The following is a 19,833-nucleotide window of genomic DNA, read 5'->3' as shown; positions in this document are numbered from 1 at the left end:
AGATATGCCTTAGCATCGTCCGCCAGCGGGCGACAATGCTGCCGATGCGGGCAAGCGTCCAAGGTTAGCAGTCGATCGTGGTCGGCCCGGCCCTTTACTCGTGCCGCAGCGCGTCGATCGGATCGAGGCGCGCGCCGCGCAGGGCCGGGAAGAAGCCGAACACCATGCCGATCAGCGCCGAGAAGCCGACGGCCAGCAGGATGACCGCCGGGCTTGGCGCGAAGGGGATTGTCAGCGTCGCCGAGGCGAGGCCGGCGAGCCCCAGGCCGATCAGGATGCCGATGATGCCGCCGAGCAGCGACAGCACCGTCGCCTCGACCAGGAACTGGATCAGGATGTGCCTTTCATGCGCGCCGATGGCGAGCCTGATGCCGATCTCGCGCGTGCGCTCGGTGACCGAGACCAGCATGATGTTCATGATGCCGATGCCGCCGACCAGAAGGCTGACACCGGCGACCGCGCCCAGCATGCCGGTCATGGTGGTGGTGGCGCTGGCCATGGCGTCGGCGATCTGGGTCATGTCGCGGATGGCGAAATCGCTCTCGCGATCCGGCGTGATGCGGCGCGCATCGCGCAAAATGTCCTCGACCCGCGGCTGCAGTTCGCTGGTCGGCGTGCGGTCGTCGGCGGCGATGTAGATGTTGTCAATGTCACGATTGCCGGCGATGCGGCGCTGATAGGCATGCAGCGGCATCAGCACGACATTGTCCTGGTCCTGGCCAAAGCCGGTATAGCCCTTGGGCTCGAGCAGGCCGATGATCTTGCAGGAGGTGCGGTTGACGCGGATGATCTCGCCTTCGGGATCGCCTGCGCCGAAGAATTGTTGGCGCACCGTCTCGCCGATCAGGCACACGCCGGTGCCCGAGCGGGTTTCTGAATCGCTGAACGGACGGCCCGACACCAGCTTCCAGTCGCGCGCATCGAGATAGGCGCTGTCGGTGCCGGTGACGCCGGAGGTCAGGCTTTCGGTGCCGAAGATGACGCGCACCTGTTTTTGCGAGGCCGGCGAGATGGCGCCCGCTCCGGTGAGATGCGCGACCAGCGCCGCGAGGTCCTTCTCGGCCAGCGGACGGACCACCTGGTCGAGCCCGCCCGGTCCGCCGGGGCCGGCCGGGCGGCCGGCGCGGACGACCAGCAGGTTGCTGCCGAGCTTGGAGATGTCGGCCTTGACCTTCTGCGTGGTGCCCGAACCGATGGTCAGCATGGCAATGACGGCGGCGACGCCGATGACGATGCCGAGCAGCGTCAGAAACGAGCGCAGCACATTGCGGCGGATCGAGCGCAGCGACAGGCGGACGGTTTCCCAGATCATGGTCAGGCCACCTCGACATTCACGGTGTCGGAGGCGACATGGCCGTCGAGGAAGCGGATGGTGCGCTCGGCATAGTCGGCGACATCGGCCTCGTGCGTGACCATGGTGACGGTCAGGCCGAGCTCCTTGTTGAGCTTTGTCAGCAACTCCATGATCTCGTGCGTGCGGGCGGTGTCGAGATTGCCGGTCGGTTCGTCGGCGACGAGCAGAGTCGGCCGGGTGACGATGGCGCGCGCGATCGCCACGCGCTGCTGCTGGCCGCCGGAAAGTTCGGCCGGCGTGTGGTGCTCGCGGCCGACCAGGCCGACCTGAGCGAGCGCCTGCATGGCAAGGTCCCGGCGCTCGCGGCTTGCCACGCCGCGATAGATCAGCGGCAGTTCGACATTTTCGGCCGCCGTGGTGCGCGCCAGCAGATTGTAGCCCTGGAAGACGAAGCCGACATAAAGATTGCGCAGCATGGCGCGGCGGTTGCGGTCGAGCCGGCCGGCGTCGATACCCATGAAGGAGTAGGTTCCGGCCGTCGGCGTGTCGAGGCAGCCGATGATGTTCATCGCCGTCGATTTGCCCGAGCCGGACGGGCCCATGATCGCGACGAATTCGCCGCGCCGGATGGCAAGGTCGACGCCGGCAAGCGCGTGCACGCGGGCCTCGCCATGGCCATAGCTCTTCCAGACCTTGTCGAAGGTGATGAGAGGCGCGCCCGCGGTCACGGCGCTTAGCTCCGCAACTGCGAGGCGGTGATGACCTGCTCGCCTTCGTCGAGGCCGGAAGTGATCTCGGTCAGTTCGCCATCGGTCGAGCCGATCTTGACGTTGACCGCATGCGGCCGGCCGTTCTCCAGGACGTAGAGCGTGCGCGAGCCATCGGTGGGGGTCGTTGCGGCCTGACGCTGCCGGTTGCCGCCCGGGCGGCCCATGCGGCCGGTGAACAGGTCGCTGATGCTCCATGCGCGGGCTGCCTGCTGCGTTGGGCGATAGCGGAAGGCGCTGGCGGGCACGGTCAGCACATCCTTGGCCTGTCTGGTGACGACCGAAACCGTGGCGGTCATGCCCGGGCGCAGCAACAGCTCGTTGTTGTCGACCTCGAGCCGCGCATTGTAGGTGACGACGCCGTCCGTCGTGACGGAGGCATAGGAGATGTCGCGGATCTCGGCATCGAACGGCCGGTCGGGGAAGGCGTCGACGGTGAAACGCGCATGCTGCCCTGGCTTGACGGCGCCGATGTCGGCCTCGTCGACCGCCGCCACCAGTTCCATGTTCCGCAAATCCGCGGCGATGACGAACAGCACCGGCGCCTGCAGCGAGGAAGCGACCGTCTGGCCGGGGTCGACCGAACGGGTCAGCACGATGCCGTCGATCGGCGCGTAGATGGTGCTGTTGGCAAAGTCGGTCTGCTGCGATTTCAAATCGGCATTGGCGATGGCGAGATTGGCTTGCGCGCTGTCCAGCGCTGCCTTCGAGCGGTCGCGCGTCGCGGTTGCCGCCTCGAGCGACTGGTCGGTCGCCATGCCGCGCTTGGTCAAGGCTGCGGCGCGCACCAGCGCGCTCTCGTTCTCGGCCAGCGTCACCGTGGCGTCTTCGACATTGGCGGCCGCGCCCTTGGCGGAAGCCTCGGCGCGTTCGATCTGGACCTGCAACTTGGCGGTGTCGAGGGCGGCCAGCACCTCGCCCTTCTTCACCTGCTGGTTCTCGTTGACCGACACCGAGCGTATGATGCCGGAGAGCTGGCTGGAAATGTCGACCTGGGTGAGCGGCTGCAGCTTGCCCGTCGCCGAGACCTGGACGGTGAGATCGGCCCTGGCGGCCGGCACAGTGGTGTAATCGATCCTGGCGGGCGTGCCGGCATACCACTGATACAGGCCAAGACCGGCGGCGAGCACGATCAGGGTCAGCAGTGCGTAGAGCCAGCCACGCCGGCGTGTCTTGCTCCGCCCGTTTTTATCGAGCCCGAGCGCCGTCTCGATGGCGGAATCCGATTCCGTCTTTGGCAGATTGACAATCTGGTCCACGTCGGACCCCTATGATGCGTAATGTCCCTATCTGTGCACAGATCAGGCTGACAGGCTCAAATATCAAATTAAATTTCGCCCATGTTGGGATTGAGGCAGGAATGCAAACCCGGAATTACTTGCTTTACGACGTGTTTACGACCGAGCGACTGGCCGGCAACCCGCTGGCCATGGTGTTGGAATGCAAAGGTCTCGACACGGCCGCGATGCAGGCCATCGCGCGCGAATTCAACCTGTCCGAGACGGTCTTCGTGCTGCCGCCGGACAACCCCAAGCATAAAAACCGCATCCGCATCTTCACGCCGGATTATGAAATGCCGTTCGCCGGCCATCCGACAGTGGGTTCGGCAATCGCGCTGGCCGAACTGGCTGGCGAAGGCGAGGCCGGCATCTTCGTATTGGAGGAAAACATCGGCCCGGTGCGCTGCGCCGTCAGCAGGCATGACGGCGCCGCTTTCGCCGAGTTCGACCTGGCGAAATTGCCGGAGCCGTTGAAGCTCGAGGCCGACCCGCAGGCGATCGGCGCCGCCCTTGGCCTGGCGCCGCATGAGATCGGCTTCGAGAATCACCGCGTCGCCTTCTGGTCGGCGGGCGTGCCCTATGTGACCATCCCGGTCGCCAATCTCGAAGCGGCGGGCCGCATCCGGCTCGACAATCAGGCCTGGTCGGAACTGGCGCCGCGCAAGAGCGAGTGGGCCTTCGCCAGCCCCTATGTCTATTGCCGCGAGACGGTGAACCATGAAAGCGCCTTCCATGTGCGCATGATCGTGCCGGGCACGCCTTCCTATGAAGATCCGGCGACCGGCTCGGCTGCGGCGGCCTTTGCCGGCGCCATCATGCATTTCGACGCCCCGACGGATGGTGTTTCGCAGCTGTGGATCGAGCAGGGGCTGGAGATGGGCCGGCCGTCACGCATCCGCCTGGAACTGACCGTGCAGGGCGGAAAACTGACCTCGGCGCGCATTGGCGGCCACGCGGTCAAGGTGGCGGAAGGCAAGCTCTTCATCTGATCGCCGGGAAGGCTGGAGCCTGTTCCATCCCGATGGAATCGGGATGGGGCTCCGTCTTTTTGTATGAGCATGATCTCTTCCGAAAACCGGATTCCACTTTTCGGGATCATGCTCGAGTCGATTTGTCGGGAAATGATTCCGGCAGGGCTAGACATGGCCGATGGTGGCGGCTATATGCCCGCCAACGCCGGTTTTTGCCGGCCGAGTGGGTGCGTAGCTCAGTTGGTAGAGCAGCTGACTCTTAATCAGCGGGTCCACAGTTCAATCCTGTGCGCACCCACCAAATTCCTAGAAGACTTGGTGGAAAGACCCTGAAAGCGAGACGCGTTTGGCGTGTCTCGGGCGCGTGATCGCGACGACCGCGCCAATGCCGCTACCGTCCTGGATGCTACGGGATTCGTGGCGCTGCTGCATGCCGAGATCGAGCAGGCGTCGAACGGCTTGTTTCCTTTAGTTGTTGCGGAAATATCACGTCTAACGCGAACGGGCTGTAGTATTATCGTCGTCAGGGCAATGCTTCGTTCGAGGGATCAAAGGCATGCGGGCTTCCATTTTTATAGGTTCTGTATTCTTCGCGACTCTGATGGCTGGCACAGCACTTGCCGCCGACCCGACGGTCGAGTTGCCGGTCGCATCGAGTTACAACTGGACGGGCGGCTACATTGGCGCGCAGATCGGCGGCGGGTGGAGCAAGGTCGATCAGCCATGGGGTTTTACCGAGGCTAGCCCGAACATCTTTGACCAGGACAATGCGGATGGAAGCGGTGTCGTCGGCGGCTTGCATGCCGGCTATAACTGGCAATCCGGCTCCTTCGTGTTCGGTGGCGAGGCGGACATCAACGCAACCGGCATAGATGGCGACGACGGCGGAAGCGGAGGCGACATCAATGGCTTCAAGGCGAGATGGGTTGCTACCGTCCGCGCCAGGGCTGGTATCGCACTTGATCGGGTGCTGATCTACGGTACGGGCGGTTACGCCTACCTCAATGGAAAAGCCGACACTCGAGATGTCGGTCGACAGGAAAGTCACTCGGCTTCATTCAACGGATGGACGATAGGTGCAGGCGCTGAATACGCTCTCACCGACAACATCACGGTGCGTGGCGAATATCGCTACGCGGATTTCGGCTCAAAGACCGTCGTCTTCAACAACTATGTCGAAGACATTAGCCCGGCCCTGCACACTGTCACGATAGGTGTGTCGTATAAGTTTTGACGGTCTTCGGCGCGGGAGACCGCCCCGCGTCGAGCAGATTCAGCGAAGTCCCTGACCAGCGCGGTTCACCGTTTCACGCAAACGGGAACCGCTCCATTTCTTGTTTCGACGCAATTCCCAAGGGGAAGCGCTGCGCGCTTTTCCCGCGAAAACCGCTACACGCTTCGCGGAATTGCCCTACTTTTCCGACACCCCGGCCTCGGCAAAGCTCGCCATCCTCGCATGGCATTCCAGCGCCGAGCGGACGATGTTGACGGCGAGGCAGGCGCCTGAGCCTTCGCCGAGCCGCATGCCGAGATCGAGCAGGGGCGGCAAGCCGAGCGCTTCGAGCAGGCGGCGATGGCCCGATTCGGCCGAAACATGGGCCGCGATGGTATGGGAGAGGCCGCTGGGGTGCAGCCTGGCCAGCGGGGCAGCGGCAGCGGTGCAGACGAAGCCGTCGAGCAGCACGGGTATGCCGAGATGACGGGCGGCCAGCGTGGCGCCGAAGATGGCGGCGAGTTCGCGCCCGCCGAGCGCGGCGGCGATACCCAGCGGGTCGGCGAGGGCTGCGGCGTGGCGCTTCAGCCCGGCTTCGATGGCGACCACCTTGCGCTTCAGCCCGGCGTCGTCGACGCCGGTGCCGCGCCCGGTCCATTTTTCGGCACCGCCGCCGAATAGCGCCGCCGAAATGGCGGCCGCCGGCGTGGTGTTGCCGATGCCCATTTCGCCGAAGCAGACCAGGTCCAGGTCCTTCGTCACGGCGTCATAGCCAGCCGACACGGCGGCGAGGAAGGCTTTCTCATCCATCGCCGGCACTTGCGTGAAGTCGCCGGTGGGATGGTCGAGATCGAGCGGGATGACATCGAGTTCGGCGCCGGCGATGCGGGCAAGCTGGTTGATGGCGGCGCCGCCGCCGGCGAAGTTCGCCACCATCTGCACGGTGACTTCGGAGGGGTAGGCCGACACGCCTTGCGCGGTGACGCCGTGATTGCCGGCGAAGACGAAGACTTTCACCCGGTCGAGCCTGGGCATGTCGCGGCCCTGCCAGCGCGCCAGCCATGCGGCGATGGTTTCCAGCCGCCCGAGGCTGCCTTGCGGCTTGGTCAGCGTGTCCTGGCGGCTGGCAACGGCCTTTGCCGCGGCATCGCTGCCGGCGGGCAGATCGAGGCAGGCGGCGCGCAATTCATCGAGGGATTTGAAGGGCATGGGGGCAATGTCTCCGGAAGGGAATCAAGTCGAAGGGAATCAGGAAAGCGCGACGGAAGCGACGAGAAGCACGGATATTTCGCTCACCTGCTGCAAGGCGCCGATCGTGTCGCCGGTCTGGCCACCGATCTGGTTGAGGCAAAGGGCGTGGAAGGCGGCAAAGAACAGGCCGAGCAGGATGAGCGCGGCGATGGCGCCGCCCGTCCCAAGCAGGAGCAGCGGGATCGCGCCGAGCACCGCGCCGGCGATCGCGGTTTCCAGCGAGACCGTACCGGCGCCGGCCGAGAGGCCGTCGGATCGTGCCGGGGGCAAGAGGTGCATGAAGGCGCCCAGCACGCCGCGCGAGGCCGCATGCGCGGCAACAAGGGCAAAGAGCGCTTGAGTGGGATCCACCAGTTCCGAAAGCACGTTCCAGCGGATCAGCAGCGACAGCGCCAGCGCCATGGCGCCATAAGCGCCGATGCGGCTGTCGCGCATGATGTCGAGTTTGCGGCCGCGCGACTTGCCGCCGCCAAAACCGTCCGCGACGTCGGACAGCCCATCCTCGTGCAGGCAGCCGGTGGTGATCACGGTTGCCACGAGGGCAAGTGCCGCCGCCGGCCCCATGGCAAGGCCGAACCGCTCCGCCGTGGCAAAGACGATGGCGCCGATCAGCCCCACGAGAAGGCCGGCGACCGGCGCTGCCCAGATCGCGGCGGCGAGGCTACGGCCGCGAAAGTCGAGGTCGGGCAAGGGCAGGCGAGTGAAAAAGACCAGGCAAAGCGCGACGTCGTCGAGGATCTGCCGGGGCGAAAGGGTCAAATTCGGGAACTTCATGCGCCGGCCCTCGCTATCGCATGGAAGAAAGTACCGCTGATATGACCACGCCGGTAGCCGGAAGCGCCAATCGGATTGCCCAGGCCATCGGCGAGGTCGGCCAGCGTTTCGTCATTGCCGGTGGCCGTCATCTGCGCATAGTGGAATTCATGGCCCCGGATCAGGGCGCCCTGTGTGCCCAGCGGGCAATCGGCGCGCAGCCGCGCCTCGCGATAGCCGAGGTTCATTTTTCTCTTGGCGAAGCTGGTGGCATGGCCGAGCAGGCCGAGCATACGATGCGTTTCGCCTGATGCATCCTCCAGTGCTTCGCCAAGCACCATGAAGCCGCCGCACTCGCCATGGATGGGCCTGGTCGCAGCGAAACGCGCCATTCCGGCATGGAAATTCGCAGCAGCGGCGAGCTTGCCAGCGTGAAGCTCGGGGTAGCCGCCGGGCAGCCAGCAGACATCGCAGCTGTCGTCGGGCGCTTCATCGGCGAGCGGTGAGAACACAACGATCTCCGCGCCGGCCTTGCGCCAACAGGCGGCGACATGCGGGTAAAGGAAAGTGAAGGCGGCATCCTCGGCGAGCGCGATGCGTTGACCGGGCGGCTGCAGCGCGTCGGCGAATCCGCCAGCAGCCGGAGTGAGGGGCGTCGCCAGCCTCATCACGGCATCGAGGTCGAGCGATTTCTCGACCATGTCGGCCAGCCGGTCGAGATGCGCCATCAGATCATCATACTCGCCGGCCTGGACAAGGCCGAGATGCCGCTCGGGCAGATTGAGCGTGGGATCGCGCAGAATGGCGCCGACGACGGGCAGGCCGATCGCCTCGATGGCGTCGCCGGATAGGCGGCGATGGCGCTCGCTGCCCAGCCGGTTGAGCACGATTCCGGCCATGCGCACATCGGGATCGTAGGTGGTAAAGCCCTTGGCGACAGCGGCCGCCGTGGTCGACTGGCCTGACACGTCGAGCACCAGCAGCACCGGCAGGCCGTAGAGCCGGGCAAGGTCGGCGGCAGAGCCGGTTCGCCCAGGTGTTGCTGGAATGCCGTCGAACAGGCCCATGGCGCTTTCGAGGATGACGAAATCGGTGTCGTCGGCCTGTTGCGCGGCCAGCGCATTGAGCAGCGACGGCGGCATCGCCCAGCTGTCGAGATTGACGCCGGAGAGGCCGGTGGCGGCGGTGTGGAAACCGGGGTCGATATAGTCGGGGCCGGATTTGGCGCCGCGCACTTTCAGGCCGCGCCGGGTGAGCGCGCGCAAGATGCCGATGGTGACGCTGGTCTTGCCCGAGCCGGAGCGCGGCGCGCCGATGATGATGGCGCGGGCCGTCATGCCTGCCCCGTCAATGCCGCGCGCATGGCGACGATGCCGCCGACGACGATCAGCGCCGGCGAGGTCAGCCCTGCTGCGGCCGCTTCCTCCGCGATTGTGGCGAGCGTGGCGACGACGGTCCGCTCCTGCGGCGTGGTGGCGGCGACGATCACCGCCGCCGGCGTCGAGGGCACCAGCCCGCCGTCGAGCAGGGCTGCCGCGATCAAAGGCAAATTGGCCATGCCCATATAGACCACGACTGGCTGGCCGGTGCGGGCGATCGCCGCCCAGTCGATGTCATCATCGGTGCCGGCGGCGTGGCCGGTCGCCAGGATCACCGCCTTGTTGATGCCGCGCATGGTGGCCGGGATGCCGGTGGCGGCCAGTGCGCTGAGACCGGATGTCAGGCCCGGCAGCACGCGGAACGGAATGTTTTCGCGTGCCAGCGCCAAGGCTTCTTCGCCGCCGCGGCCGAAAATGTAGGGGTCGCCGCCCTTGAGCCTGATAACGCGGCGGCCTTGGCGCGCCAGCCGGACCAGCAGAGCGGTGATGTCGTCCTGCTTCATCGATGGCTGGCCGCCGCGCTTGCCGGCAAAGAACAGCTCGGCGTTTGCGGCAACGGCGACGACATCAGGCGAGACCAGTGCGTCGTAGACCAACGCGTCCGCTTCCGCCAAAGCCGCCAGCACTTCCAGCGTCAGGCAGCCGGGGTCGCCGGGACCGGCGCCGGCCAGCCAGACATGGCCCGGCTCCAGCGGGCGCGGCTTGAAGTTCAGCCGGGCGAGCGCCTGTTCGAGCGCGGCGTTGCCGCCGTTGTTTTTGCTGTTGCCGCTCACAATCCGTCCCGTCCGCGAAAACGCCGCTGATAGTGGGCGTCGTACAAAGAACTTTCGCCAAAACCTTCCGCCGCCAGCGAGCGGCCGACGAAGATGATCGCGGTGCGCTCCATCGGATCGGCGGCCAGCTGCGCCTCGATCGTTTCCAGCGTACCGGTCAGCACCCGCTCATCCGGCCAGGAGGCGCGGAAGACGATCGCCACCGGACAATCGCCGCCATAATGCGGCGTCAATTCGGCGACGACGCGGTCGATGGCGTGGATGGCAAGATGAATGGCGAGCGTGGCGCCGGTGCGGCCGAAGCCGGCCAGCGTTTCGCCGGGCGGCATTTTTGAAGCACGTCCGGAAACGCGGGTCAGCACCAGGCTTTGCGCGACTTCCGGAATGGTCAGTTCGCGGCGAAGTGCTGCGGCGGCAGCGGCGAAGGAGGGGACGCCCGGCGTCAGCGTGTAGGGTATGCCGTGCTTTTCCAGCCGGCGGATCTGTTCGGCAACGGCGCTCCACACCGACAGGTCGCCGGAATGCAGGCGGGCGACGTCATAGCCTGATTTGTGAGCATCGACACAGGCCGCCTCGATTTCGTCGAGGGACATCGGCGCGGTGTCGATTAGTTTCGTCCCCGGCGCGCAATGCTGCAGCAATTCAGGCGCGACGATCGAGCCGGCATGCAGGCAGACCGGGCAGCTTGCCAAGAGCCTGGCGCCGCGCAGCGTGATGAGGTCGGCGGCACCCGGACCGGCGCCGATGAAATGAACGGTCATGGCGCGTCTCCGCTGATGGCGATGGCGCAGGTGACCGGGCCAAGCACGGTGCGAGGGCCAAGCAGTTTTGCGCCGGCGCCGGCCACGGCAAGGGCGGATGCCTCGGAAACCGAGGGCGTGCCGGCAACTTCTTGCGACAGGTCGGAGTGGCTCAGCGTTTCCCCGGCGACGCCCCGAAGGGCCGCGTCATCGACGATGATGACCGGAAGGTTCAACGCGCGGCCGGCGGCGGCAATCGCTGCTTCATCCTTCTTCAGGGCAGCAGTTGCGAGTGCGGAAAGCGCCGTCATGGCCAGCCCATGCGCTTCCAGAGCGGTTTCAATCGCGGCAAGCACGTCTTCAACGCTCACGCCTTTTCGGCTGCCGATGCCCGCGACGATCATGGCTTCACCCAGCTCCATTGGGTGACCGGCATTGCCGGCCGCCATGCCTGCATCGAGCCGACCGGCGACGCGCGAGAGATGGCGATGCGGGTAAGATCGCCCCCCAGTTTTGTGTGCTGCGCGAGAAGCAAGGCTTCCATCTCCAGCGTCACAGCGTTGGCGACGAGCCGGCCGCCGGGGCGCAGCGCCTTGATGGCAGCGTTCAACACGCCGGTATCGCTGCCGCCGCCGCCGATGAAGATCGCATCCGGCGTGTCCAGTCTGGCCAGCGCCTTAGGTGCGCTGCCTTCCACCACCACAAGGCCGGGAACGCCACAGGCTGTGGCGTTGCGGTGGATGCGGGCGGCTCGGGTCGGATCGGCTTCGATGGCGATGGCGCGCATCAAGGGGTGGGCGAGCATCCATTCGATGCCGATGGAACCCGAGCCGGCGCCGATGTCCCACAGCAATTCGCCGCGCCTCGGCGCCAGCGAGGAAAGGGTGATGGCGCGGATTTCGCGTTTGGTGATCTGGCCGTCATGGTCGAACAGATGGTCGGCGAGACCGACCGTGAGCGGCAGGACGCGGGCTTGCGGGCTCGAATCAATTTCGATGGCCAGCACGTTGAGCGGATTGATGTTTTCGAGGTCGAAGGCATCCGCGCGGGCGGTGCGCTGGTTCTCCGTTGGCCCACCCAGTGCCTCAAGGACCGTCAGGCGCGAGGCGCCGAAATCGAGTTCGGTGAGCAGGCGCGCAATTGCATCGGGCGCTTCGGCATCCGACGTCAGCGCCAGGATGCGCGCATTGGGCTGCAGCAGCGGCCGGATCAGGTCGAGCGGCCGGCCATGCAGGGAGACGATCTCGATCTCCTGCAGCGCCCAGCCAAGGCGGGCGGCCGCCAGCGAAACGGCCGATGGCGCGGGGATGACATGCATCTCGCGCGGCTTGACCTTGCGGGCGAGGGTAGCGCCCACCCCGTGGAAAAAGGGATCGCCGGAGGCGAGCACGCAGACGTTCCTGCCGGCAAGGGCCAGCACATCGGCCATCCCGGCATCGAAAGGCACCGGCCAGCGCCGTGGCTCGCCCTTGGCGAAGGACGCGACCAGCGCCAGGTGCCGCTTGCCGCCGAAGATGATCTCGGCCTTGGCAATCCGCTGCTTGGCCTCGTCGCCGAGACCCGCTAAACCGTCCTCGCCGATGCCGATCACCGTCAGCCATTTCGGTCCGGCGCCGCGCGAACTTTCAGCAGGCATGATGACCCACCGCATTCTGATTCTCGGCGGCACCACGGAAGCCCGGCAACTGGCCGGAAAACTGGCGGCACGCGCCTCGGTCACCCTGTCTTTGGCCGGCCGCACCGATAGCCCGGTCTCGCAAGGCGTGCCCGTGCGAAGCGGAGGCTTTGGCGGCGCCGAGGGGCTGGCCGCCTATCTCAGGGAGACCGGCACCGGTCTGCTGATCGACGCCACGCATCCTTATGCGGCGCGAATCTCCGCCAACGCCGCGCACGCGGCGCGGCTGACCGGCGTGCCGATCCTTGCTTTGCGCCGTCCCGGCTGGCAGCCGGTCGAAGGCGACCGCTGGACGCTCGTCGATGCGACAAGCGACGCCGCGCAAGCGCTTGGCCCGGCGCCGCGGCGCGTCTTCCTGGCGCTTGGCCGGCAAGAGGTTGCCGCTTTCGAAGCAGCCCCGCAGCATCACTACCTCATTCGCAGCGTCGATCCCGTCGAGCCGGGGCTGGCCGTGCCGGATGCGAGCTATCTGCTGGCTCGCGGACCGTTTGGCGAGGCGGAAGAACGCGCGCTGCTCGAAGAGCACCGCATCGAACTCGTCGTGTCCAAGAACAGCGGCGGCGCCGCCACCTACGGCAAGATTGCCGCCGCGCGGGCGCTTGGCATCGAGGTGGTCATGGTTCGCAGACCTGATCTGCCGGAGGTGCCTTCGGCTGAAACCGTCGATGAACTCGCCGCGATGGTCGATCATCTTGTCGAGCCCGCTGCCGAGCGCGGCGTATAGACAAGCGCCGGCTTGTCACTGCGCTTGATGATGCGGGTTTCCGGCGAGCCGATGATGATGCAGGTCGCCATGTCGGCCTTTTGCGCGTCGACGTCAGCCAGCAGATAAACCTCGATGCGCTCGTCCGGACGGCCTGCGGCGCGGCCAAAAATCACAGGCGTGGTGCCGGGCAGGATCGCGGTCAGGCATTCGAAGGCGCGGCCAAGCTGCCAAGGGCGCGCCTTGCTGATCGGGTTGTAGAGCGCGATGACGAAGCCGGCGCCGGCCGCCGCCAGGAGGCGCAGTTCGATCAGTTCCCACGGTTTCAGATTGTCGGACAGCGAGATGGCGCAGAAATCATGGCCGAGCGGCGCGCCGATGCGGGCGGCGACCGCGAGCATCGCGGTAATGCCGGGCACGACCGCGACATCGACCGCGCGCCATTCGGCCGGGCCGGCCTCGATCGCCTCGCAGACGGCGGCCGCCATGGCAAAGACGCCGGGATCGCCGCCGGAAACCACGGCGACGTCATGGCCCTCGGCGGCCTTGATCAAGGCATCCTTGGAGCGGGCGAGTTCCTCACGGTTGTCGGAAGCGACGCGGGTCTGGTCCGGGCGCAGTTCCAGCCGGTCGAGATAAGGCTTGTAGCCATAGAAGAATTTTGCCTCGGCCACGGCGCGGCTGGCTTCCGGTGTGACCTGGTCGGCATTGCCAGGCCCGAGGCCAATGACGGTGAGACGGCCGCTCATGCCTGTGCTCCCAGCGCGCCGGGCCGGCCGGACCAGCCGGCGACCAATATGATGGCGAAGTAGGGCGCCTTGTCGTCCTGTTTGTCGGCGAGCTTCATCGAGACGCTGCCGGCCATGGTGCCGCGCTCGACATAGACGGCGCGCGTCAGCTTGCCGGTGGCTTCCAGCGCCCGCCTGATCTTGGGCAGGTTGCGGCCGACCTTCATGATGACAGCGGCATCGGTGTCGGCCAGCCGACGGGTCAGATCGAATTCGCTCATCGTGCCGGGCAGCACGGTCAGCACATCGTCGCCCTGCACGATCGGCACACCGGTCTGCGACCAGCAGCCGGACATTGCGGTGACGCCGGGAATGACCTCGGTCGGGAAACGATGGGCGAGGCGCACATGCAGATGCATATAGGAGCCGTAGAACAGCGGGTCGCCTTCGGACAGGACGGCAACCATTTTGCCGGCTTCGAGGTGTTCGGCGACCTTCTCGGCCGACTCCTCGTAGAAACCCGTGATCTGCGAGCGGTAGTCGTCGTGATCCTTGTCGATCTCCGTGGTGACGGGATAGAGCAGCGGCAATTCCAGCATGTCCGGCCGGAAGCGCGCCTCGACGATGGCACGCGCGTTGCTGTTGTTGCCGCGCTTGGCGAAATAGGCGACGACATCGGCCTCGGCCAGGGCCCGCGCGGCCTTCAGCGTCAACAGTTCGGGATCGCCGGGACCGGTGCCGACGCCGACGAGCTTGCCCCGTGAATTGGCATTGGGAAGCGCGTTCACAGGCCAGGCCTCGCCAGCGAATTGAGCGCGGCGGCGGTCATCGCGCTGCCGCCAAGCCGGCCGCGCACGATGGCATAGGGCACGCCATAGGAATTCTCGGCCAGCGCATCCTTCGATTCGGCGGCACCGACAAAGCCGACCGGCATGCCGATGATGGCCGCCGGCTTCGGCGCGCCATCACGCAATTTTTCCAGGAGATAGAAGAGTGCGGTCGGCGCATTGCCGATGGCGACGACCGAACCCCCCATGCGCTCGCCCCACAGGTCGATGGCGGCGGCGGAGCGGGTGTTGCCGATCTCCCTGGCAATGTCGTGCGTGCGCAGGTCGCGCAGCGTGCAGATCACCTCATTGCCGGCCGGCAGCCGGGCACGGGTGACGCCGTGCGAGACCATTTCAGCGTCGCAGAAGATTGGTGCGCCGGCGGCGAGAGCCTTGCGTGCTGCGGCGACAAAGTCAGGTGAGAAAACGAAATGGCTTGAGGCTTCGACCTGGCCGCAGGCATGGATCATGCGGATCGCCACATCGGCCTCGGCTTCCGAGAAGCGCGACAGGTCCGCCTCGGCGCGGATGATAGCGAAGGAACGCTCGTAGATCGCCGTGCCGTCGTGGATGTAGTCGTAGGCGGCCATGCTCATTTCCGTTTTGTAGTTTGGGCCTGTCGGTAAGCCTCGGCGATTGCCGCCGGCCCCAGCCTTGTCAGGCAGGCGGCGGCGGTCTCGCCCTGAACTCGTGCGCTGCGGATCACCGCCGCGACGCGACCGATGCCGCGCGCGGCGTCATAGCCCGGCCTGTAGCCCGCAGGAAGACCCTTTGCCGTCGCGTTCACGACAAGTCCGGCTCCATTTTCGCCGCCGACGATTGTGAGCGCCGCCGGACCGGGATACGCGCAGCCCTTAGCGCAGCCGGAAATGTGCAGGGTGAAGTCGAGGATGTCGGCGTTTTCGGCGGCGATTGTCCCGGCGATGTCGCGGGTGGTGATGCGGCCGGAAGCGCAGGCCGGCGTGCCGGGGCAGGCGGCGATGCGCGTGCGCGGGTCGGCTGCGGAGGTGACGAAGCCGAGGGTGGCGGCGATGGTTTGGAGAGATTGGTTAGCGGCTGCCGGTTGGCCGAGGAAGAGCATCGCGCGGCCTGGGGCGAGGCGGATTTCGGTGGTGCCGAGGGTGAGGGCGATTTGCGCAAGGTCGATGATCTTATCTGCCGGCATGCTGCCGTAGGGGAGGCCGACGCCGAGGGCTAGGCCGGCGTTGAGGTTGAAAAGGCCGATTGGCGAGCGAGGGTGCTCTACGGCGCCCCCCTCTGTCCTGCCGGACATCTCCCCCACAAGGGGGGAGATTGGCAGTTTGGGCGCCGGCTCTGCCTCTTCAGCCGCGGAAATTGGCGAAGGCGAGCGTGAATGAGCGATCTCCCCCCTTGTGGGGGAGATGTCCGGCAGGACAGAGGGGGGCGCCTCGCGCAAACCTGTCAGGCATAGCCAACCCGCAAGAGACACCAACTGCCTTTCCGACAAGTCTCTCGCGTGAGCCTCGCGGCCTTTCTCTGCGACCATCCTCAGCACTGCAATGGCAATGTCGCACGCCGCGTCGTCTCTCTCGGTGGCAAGCTGCGTCGCATTCTGTCCATCGCCCGCGACAGACACCTGCCACCGGATTCCAGCACCCATGCGCACCGCCTTCAGTCGCACGTCGGCCGTCACCTCATCCATCGTCAGTTGTCCGCCGCCATCCACCACGACAGACACCTTCGGCCCCAGCCGTTGTGTCAGTCCGGCCTCTTCAACCGCTACCCTGATCCGCTCAGCCTGCGGCCGCGGGTCAGCGACCTCCCGCGGGTCGATGCCCGCCAGCGGCGCTGTCTCCACCGGCACGCCAGTCCGCACCGCGATCCCCAGCGCGTCGACCTCCGCCGCCAGCAGTGCTGCACTGTCCGGCGTCAGCCCGCGAATCTGCAGGCTGCCACGCGCTGTCACTTCCATGACGCCATTGCCATGCCGCAGCGCGGATTCGCCAAGTGCAATCAACAGCTTTGGCGACAATCCTTCGGAAGATGGGCCTCCGGCAACCGGGTTGAGCCGCACCAGCAGCCCATCGCCGGTCTGCATCGGCGCCGACAGGGCCGGACAGGCACCGCGACGCGAGAAGGCGTTCATGCCGCCACTCCCAGCGCCTCGGCCTCGGCAATCAGCGCGGCGAGATCGTCGTCGATCGAATTGCGCAAGGGATGCCAGAGACCGCGCCGGCGCGCCGAGAGAAAACGCTCGGCAATGACTTTCGCCGCCGCCGGGTTTTCCCGAAGGATAAAGGCGCGAACATCTGCGTCGCCGACATAGGCGTCGTGCACGGCCTCGATCAGCGCGCCTGAAATAGCATGGGTGGTCTCGGCGAAGCCGACCAGCCGGTCGACCGTCTCGGCGAATTCGGAGGCGCCGCGCGGGCCGTGGCGCATCTGTCCTGATATGAAGCGCGGGTTGACGGCGCGGGCGCGCACCACCCGCGATACGGCCTCGCTGACCGAGCGCGGCCTCGGTTTTTGCGGGTCCGTCGTGTCGAGCACGATGACGTCGGCATTCCGGCCAAGCGCCGCAAGGGCCGCGGAAAACCCGCCGATGAACGCGACGTCGGCCGAGCCTTCGAGAATATCGCGGCCGGGGTCGTCGCCGGTGTGGACCAGAAGATCGGCTTCGGCGATGCGGGTTTCGAAGGCGCCGGGCGCGGCGATGCCTTCGCCGCCGGCGCCGCCATAGGCATGCGAGGTGGCGTCGAGATAGGCGCGGCCGATCTCTTCGCGCGCGCCCCAGTCGCCGCTGGACAACAGATCCTCGACGCCGGCGCCATAGGTGCCGGGTGAGGTGCCGAAAATGCGCGGGCTGATCTTGCCGTCGGCGCGAGTCCGGGCCGCGAGCGGGTTTTCCGAATCCTCTTCGTCGCGGGCGGCAACGGCGTTGGCGGCGGCATCGATCAGCGCGATCTGGGTCGGGAACATGTCGCGGAACAGGCCCGATATGCGCCAGGTGACATCGACGCGCGGACGGCCGAGCGAGGCCGGCGGCAGCACTTCGATGCCGGTGATGCGGCCGGTGGCGGCATCCCATTGCGGCCGGCAACCCATCAGCGCCAGGCCTTGCGCGATCTCCTCGCCGCCGGTGCGCAGCGAGGCCGAGCCCCACAGGTCGATGACCAGCGAACGCGGCCAGTCGCCGTGCGATTGCAGATAGCCGCGCACCACCTCTTCCGCCGCCGCCTTGCCCAGATCATAGGCGGTCGGCGTCGGCATGGTGCGTGGATCCGATGTGAACAAATTGCGACCGGTGGGCAGCACGTCGGACCGGCCGCGCGCCGGCGCGCCGGCCGGGCCTGCCTTGACGTGACGGCCATCGAGCGCGGCGAGCAGCGCTGACCTTTCAGCCTCGGCACTTTGGCGGCGCATGGCGTCGAACTCATCGTTGGCCGCGCGGCCGTAGATATGCAGCCCGTCCTTGATGGCGAAGTCCTTGAGGTCGCAGAGCCAGGCATCGATGCGGCGCAGCGCCTCGTCGGGCGCGTCGGTCCTGGCGATGCCGGCTTCGGCGGCGAGGCCGGTCTTTTGCGCCATATCGACGATCAGTTTTGCCAGGCGGTCGCGGCGGCGGCGGTCGAGGCCGTCGGCCTGGGCGTATTCATCGACCAGGCGCTCCAGTTTGTGCTGGTCTTCGTCCAGCCCGGCGCCGGCCAGCGGCGGCGGCAGATGGCCAAGGGTGACGGCGGCGATGCGCCGCTTGGCCTGCGCCGCCTCGCCGGGGTTGGAGACGATGAAGGGATAGATGACGGGCAGGGAGCCGGTGACGATCTCGGGAAAACAACTTTGCGACAGCGCAACGGTCTTGCCCGGCAGCCATTCCAGCGTACCGTGGGCGCCGACATGGACCAGCGCATGGATGCCGAGCGACTTGCGCAGCCACAGGCCGAAGGCGATCAACGCATGGCGCGGCGGGAGGGTCGGGTCGTGATAATCGGCGCGGCGATCCGCTGACCGACCGCGATCGGGGGCGAGGGCGACCGTGACGTTGCCGAAGGTGGCGGCGCGGAAGGGGAAGTGTTTCTTGTTCGATAGCGAAGGCTTGTGCAAGCCTATCGCTTCTGCCTTGCCCCAAGCGGCTTCTACTGCGGCAATTGCCGCTGTCGGCAACTCGTTAGAAAAGTCGAGATACTCATCCACCCCCAACGCCTGGTCGCCCCGCTCCAGCAAATACAGCAATTCCCGCGGCGTTTGCGGAATCCCCTCAATGCCATAGCCCTGCTCCTTCAGGTCATGCAGCATGGCCAGCACGCTCGACGGCACATCGAGGCCGACGGCATATCCCGTGCGGCCGGGAGCGCTTGGATAGTCCGGGATCAAGATAGCCAGCTTGCGCTCGGGGTGGGGCGTCTCCTGCAGGCGAACGAAGGCCACCACGCGATCAGCCACCTGCGCCACGCGATCCGGTTCCGGCCGATTGGCGAAGGCGCGGTGGCCGAGTGCGGGATCGACATCGCTTTCGCCCTTGAAGGAAATCGCGCCGGCGAGGATGCGGCCGTCCAGTTCTGGCAGCACGACATGCATGGCGAGATCGGCGGGCGCCAGGCCGCGCTGGTTGTTTTCCCAGACGTCGCGGCGGGTGGTGGCGACGATGACCTGGAAGACCGGCACGCCGGCGCGGTCGAACAGGGTTTCGACGCCCGGTTCGGCGCCGGAGGCGAAGGCGGTCGCTGTGATGATGGCGGCGGGTTTCCGGGAGGCGATCGCGGTTTCCGCGAACGCCAGGGATGTCGGGTCTTTGAGGCTAGAGACGAAGATGGGGACAGGCGTGATGCCGCGCTGCCGCAGCGCGTCGAAAAGAGCGTCGATGGGCGCGACGTCGGCGGCCAGCAGCATCGAGCGGTAGAAGAGAATGGGCACGACCCTTCCCTCTCCCTCAAGGGGGAGGGGGACGACGCCGCGGCCTGGCTCGTAGTAGCCGGCTTTTGGCACCGTCACCGGCTCAACAACGGCCGCGTCCTGCCCAACCAACCTGGCCAGCCTCTGCACCAGAGCGCCCATATTGGCCGGGCCGCCCTCGCGGAAATAGCCGAGCAGGGCTTCCAATTCCCGGCGCGGCAGCGTCGAGGCTTCGATCAGCCTGATATCCTCGTCGTGGCTTTCACCGGGCAGCAGCGCCAGTTTTATGCCGCGTTCCCGAGCGGTCGAGGCCAGCTGGTCGCAGCCATAGCGCCACCAGTCGTAGCCGCCCAGGATGCGCACCAGGATGATCTTGGCGTGGCGGGCGACGCTGTCGACCCAGAGGTCGACGGACATGGGGTGGCGCAGGTCGCGCAGCGCCGCCAGCCGCATTGAGGGCAAACGGCCGGCATCCGCCTTCCAGGCGGCCGCCAGTCCGGCGAGGTCGCTGTCGGTGAACGACAGGGCCACGATATCCGCCGGCGTCTGCCGCAGATCGACCGGCTCGGCGAGATCGTCGAGCGAAGCGGAGGTCGTGGTGAGGATATGCATCGCGGCCCGTGTCTGA

At 66.6% G+C, this 19,833-nt stretch carries 18 protein-coding genes and 1 tRNA gene; 4 read left to right on the top strand and 15 right to left on the bottom strand.

Translation table 11 applies throughout. The annotated features are described in order from the left end of the window. Positions 1-94: 94 nt before the first annotated feature. From ACWGS8_RS08340 to ACWGS8_RS08330, 3 genes are read right to left on the bottom strand one after another with little or no spacing between them, the layout of a single operon-like run. Positions 95-1,312, bottom strand: a complete 1,218-nt coding sequence (locus tag ACWGS8_RS08340) for an ABC transporter permease (RefSeq protein WP_454580468.1) — start codon at positions 1,310-1,312, stop codon at positions 95-97. A 2-nt stretch (positions 1,313-1,314) separates the two neighbouring features. Further along, on the bottom strand, positions 1,315-2,022 hold the full coding sequence (locus ACWGS8_RS08335; protein ID WP_454580467.1) for an ABC transporter ATP-binding protein: 708 nt from the start codon (positions 2,020-2,022) through the stop codon (positions 1,315-1,317). Positions 2,023-2,027: 5 nt separating this feature from the next. Further along, on the bottom strand, positions 2,028-3,320 hold the full coding sequence (locus ACWGS8_RS08330; RefSeq protein ID WP_454580466.1) for an efflux RND transporter periplasmic adaptor subunit: 1,293 nt from the start codon (positions 3,318-3,320) through the stop codon (positions 2,028-2,030). Positions 3,321-3,421: 101 nt separating this feature from the next. Here ACWGS8_RS08330 and ACWGS8_RS08325 point away from each other — a divergent pair, with 101 nt between their 5' ends. From ACWGS8_RS08325 to ACWGS8_RS08315, 3 genes are all read left to right on the top strand, one after another. Then, the gene (locus ACWGS8_RS08325) at positions 3,422-4,330 is read left to right on the top strand and encodes a PhzF family phenazine biosynthesis protein (RefSeq protein WP_454580465.1); all 909 of its coding nucleotides are present in this window, start codon (positions 3,422-3,424) and stop codon (positions 4,328-4,330) included. Positions 4,331-4,537: 207 nt separating this feature from the next. Continuing rightward, positions 4,538-4,613, top strand: a tRNA-Lys gene (locus ACWGS8_RS08320). A 255-nt stretch (positions 4,614-4,868) separates the two neighbouring features. Next, positions 4,869-5,546: an outer membrane protein gene (locus tag ACWGS8_RS08315; protein WP_454580464.1), complete on the top strand. Its 678-nt coding sequence runs from the start codon at positions 4,869-4,871 to the stop codon at positions 5,544-5,546. Positions 5,547-5,723: 177 nt separating this feature from the next. Here ACWGS8_RS08315 and cobT read toward each other — a convergent pair whose 3' ends face one another. The 7 genes from cobT to cbiE are packed head-to-tail and all read right to left on the bottom strand — an operon-like array spanning position 5,724 to position 12,057. Continuing rightward, positions 5,724-6,734, bottom strand: a complete 1,011-nt coding sequence (gene cobT, locus ACWGS8_RS08310) for a nicotinate-nucleotide--dimethylbenzimidazole phosphoribosyltransferase (protein WP_454580463.1) — start codon at positions 6,732-6,734, stop codon at positions 5,724-5,726. A gap of 39 nt (positions 6,735-6,773) precedes the next feature. Next, positions 6,774-7,550, bottom strand: coding sequence for an adenosylcobinamide-GDP ribazoletransferase (gene cobS, locus ACWGS8_RS08305; RefSeq protein WP_454580462.1), 777 nt, complete (start codon positions 7,548-7,550; stop codon positions 6,774-6,776). Continuing rightward, complete coding sequence (locus ACWGS8_RS08300; RefSeq protein ID WP_454580461.1) at positions 7,547-8,866, bottom strand: cobyrinate a,c-diamide synthase; 1,320 nt, start codon at positions 8,864-8,866, stop codon at positions 7,547-7,549. The genes cobS and ACWGS8_RS08300 overlap by 4 nt, the downstream gene beginning before the upstream one ends. After that, on the bottom strand, positions 8,863-9,681 hold the full coding sequence (gene cobA / locus ACWGS8_RS08295; protein ID WP_454580460.1) for a uroporphyrinogen-III C-methyltransferase: 819 nt from the start codon (positions 9,679-9,681) through the stop codon (positions 8,863-8,865). Before cobA ends, ACWGS8_RS08300 begins: the two co-directional genes overlap by 4 nt. Then, a complete protein-coding gene (gene cobM, locus ACWGS8_RS08290; RefSeq protein ID WP_454580459.1) occupies positions 9,678-10,442 on the bottom strand; it encodes a precorrin-4 C(11)-methyltransferase in 765 nt (254 codons plus the stop codon). The genes cobA and cobM overlap by 4 nt, the downstream gene beginning before the upstream one ends. Next, positions 10,439-10,825 carry a cobalamin biosynthesis protein gene (locus ACWGS8_RS08285; RefSeq protein ID WP_454580458.1) on the bottom strand — a complete coding sequence of 129 codons (387 nt, stop codon included), beginning with the start codon at positions 10,823-10,825 and terminating at the stop codon, positions 10,439-10,441. The genes cobM and ACWGS8_RS08285 overlap by 4 nt, the downstream gene beginning before the upstream one ends. Further along, the gene (gene cbiE, locus ACWGS8_RS08280) at positions 10,822-12,057 is read right to left on the bottom strand and encodes a precorrin-6y C5,15-methyltransferase (decarboxylating) subunit CbiE (protein WP_454580457.1); all 1,236 of its coding nucleotides are present in this window, start codon (positions 12,055-12,057) and stop codon (positions 10,822-10,824) included. Before cbiE ends, ACWGS8_RS08285 begins: the two co-directional genes overlap by 4 nt. Position 12,058: 1 nt before the next feature. On the opposite strand from cbiE, the gene ACWGS8_RS08275 reads away from it, so the two are divergent. Continuing rightward, the gene (locus tag ACWGS8_RS08275; RefSeq protein WP_454580456.1) at positions 12,059-12,820 is read left to right on the top strand and encodes a cobalt-precorrin-6A reductase; all 762 of its coding nucleotides are present in this window, start codon (positions 12,059-12,061) and stop codon (positions 12,818-12,820) included. Here the strand turns inward: ACWGS8_RS08275 and ACWGS8_RS08270 are convergent. The 5 genes from ACWGS8_RS08270 to cobN are packed head-to-tail and all read right to left on the bottom strand — an operon-like array spanning position 12,784 to position 19,817. Beyond that, on the bottom strand, positions 12,784-13,548 hold the full coding sequence (locus ACWGS8_RS08270) for a precorrin-3B C(17)-methyltransferase (protein ID WP_454580455.1): 765 nt from the start codon (positions 13,546-13,548) through the stop codon (positions 12,784-12,786). The two genes, ACWGS8_RS08275 and ACWGS8_RS08270, sit on opposite strands and share 37 nt — an antisense overlap. Beyond that, the gene (locus tag ACWGS8_RS08265; protein WP_454580454.1) at positions 13,545-14,315 is read right to left on the bottom strand and encodes a precorrin-2 C(20)-methyltransferase; all 771 of its coding nucleotides are present in this window, start codon (positions 14,313-14,315) and stop codon (positions 13,545-13,547) included. Before ACWGS8_RS08265 ends, ACWGS8_RS08270 begins: the two co-directional genes overlap by 4 nt. Then, the gene (locus ACWGS8_RS08260; RefSeq protein WP_454580453.1) at positions 14,312-14,944 is read right to left on the bottom strand and encodes a precorrin-8X methylmutase; all 633 of its coding nucleotides are present in this window, start codon (positions 14,942-14,944) and stop codon (positions 14,312-14,314) included. Before ACWGS8_RS08260 ends, ACWGS8_RS08265 begins: the two co-directional genes overlap by 4 nt. 2 nt (positions 14,945-14,946) lie before the next feature. Then, positions 14,947-16,461 carry a precorrin-3B synthase gene (cobG, locus tag ACWGS8_RS08255; RefSeq protein WP_454580452.1) on the bottom strand — a complete coding sequence of 505 codons (1,515 nt, stop codon included), beginning with the start codon at positions 16,459-16,461 and terminating at the stop codon, positions 14,947-14,949. Beyond that, a complete protein-coding gene (gene cobN / locus ACWGS8_RS08250; RefSeq protein WP_454580451.1) occupies positions 16,458-19,817 on the bottom strand; it encodes a cobaltochelatase subunit CobN in 3,360 nt (1,119 codons plus the stop codon). The genes cobG and cobN overlap by 4 nt, the downstream gene beginning before the upstream one ends. Positions 19,818-19,833 lie beyond the last annotated feature (16 nt).

The sequence above is a fragment of the Mesorhizobium sp. 43Arga genome (assembly GCF_053714255.1).
This window is presented reverse-complemented; position numbering and strand designations above follow the sequence as displayed.

Bases quoted from the DNA above. Each gene is read 5' to 3' on its own strand.
- ACWGS8_RS08270 (WP_454580455.1), bottom strand. From the start codon at position 13,548: ATGAGCGGCCGTCTCACCGTCATTGGCCTCGGGCCTGGCAATGCCGAC.
- ACWGS8_RS08285 (WP_454580458.1), bottom strand. From the start codon at position 10,825: ATGATCGTCGCGGGCATCGGCAGCCGAAAAGGCGTGAGCGTTGAAGAC.
- cobT (WP_454580463.1), bottom strand. From the start codon at position 6,734: ATGCCCTTCAAATCCCTCGATGAATTGCGCGCCGCCTGCCTCGATCTG.
- ACWGS8_RS08315 (WP_454580464.1), top strand. From the start codon at position 4,869: ATGCGGGCTTCCATTTTTATAGGTTCTGTATTCTTCGCGACTCTGATG.
- ACWGS8_RS08275 (WP_454580456.1), top strand. From the start codon at position 12,059: ATGACCCACCGCATTCTGATTCTCGGCGGCACCACGGAAGCCCGGCAA.
- ACWGS8_RS08340 (WP_454580468.1), bottom strand. From the start codon at position 1,312: ATGATCTGGGAAACCGTCCGCCTGTCGCTGCGCTCGATCCGCCGCAAT.
- ACWGS8_RS08260 (WP_454580453.1), bottom strand. From the start codon at position 14,944: ATGGCCGCCTACGACTACATCCACGACGGCACGGCGATCTACGAGCGT.
- cobM (WP_454580459.1), bottom strand. From the start codon at position 10,442: ATGACCGTTCATTTCATCGGCGCCGGTCCGGGTGCCGCCGACCTCATC.
- ACWGS8_RS08325 (WP_454580465.1), top strand. From the start codon at position 3,422: ATGCAAACCCGGAATTACTTGCTTTACGACGTGTTTACGACCGAGCGA.
- cbiE (WP_454580457.1), bottom strand. From the start codon at position 12,057: ATGCCTGCTGAAAGTTCGCGCGGCGCCGGACCGAAATGGCTGACGGTG.
- cobG (WP_454580452.1), bottom strand. From the start codon at position 16,461: ATGAACGCCTTCTCGCGTCGCGGTGCCTGTCCGGCCCTGTCGGCGCCG.
- ACWGS8_RS08300 (WP_454580461.1), bottom strand. From the start codon at position 8,866: ATGACGGCCCGCGCCATCATCATCGGCGCGCCGCGCTCCGGCTCGGGC.
- cobS (WP_454580462.1), bottom strand. From the start codon at position 7,550: ATGAAGTTCCCGAATTTGACCCTTTCGCCCCGGCAGATCCTCGACGAC.
- cobN (WP_454580451.1), bottom strand. From the start codon at position 19,817: ATGCATATCCTCACCACGACCTCCGCTTCGCTCGACGATCTCGCCGAG.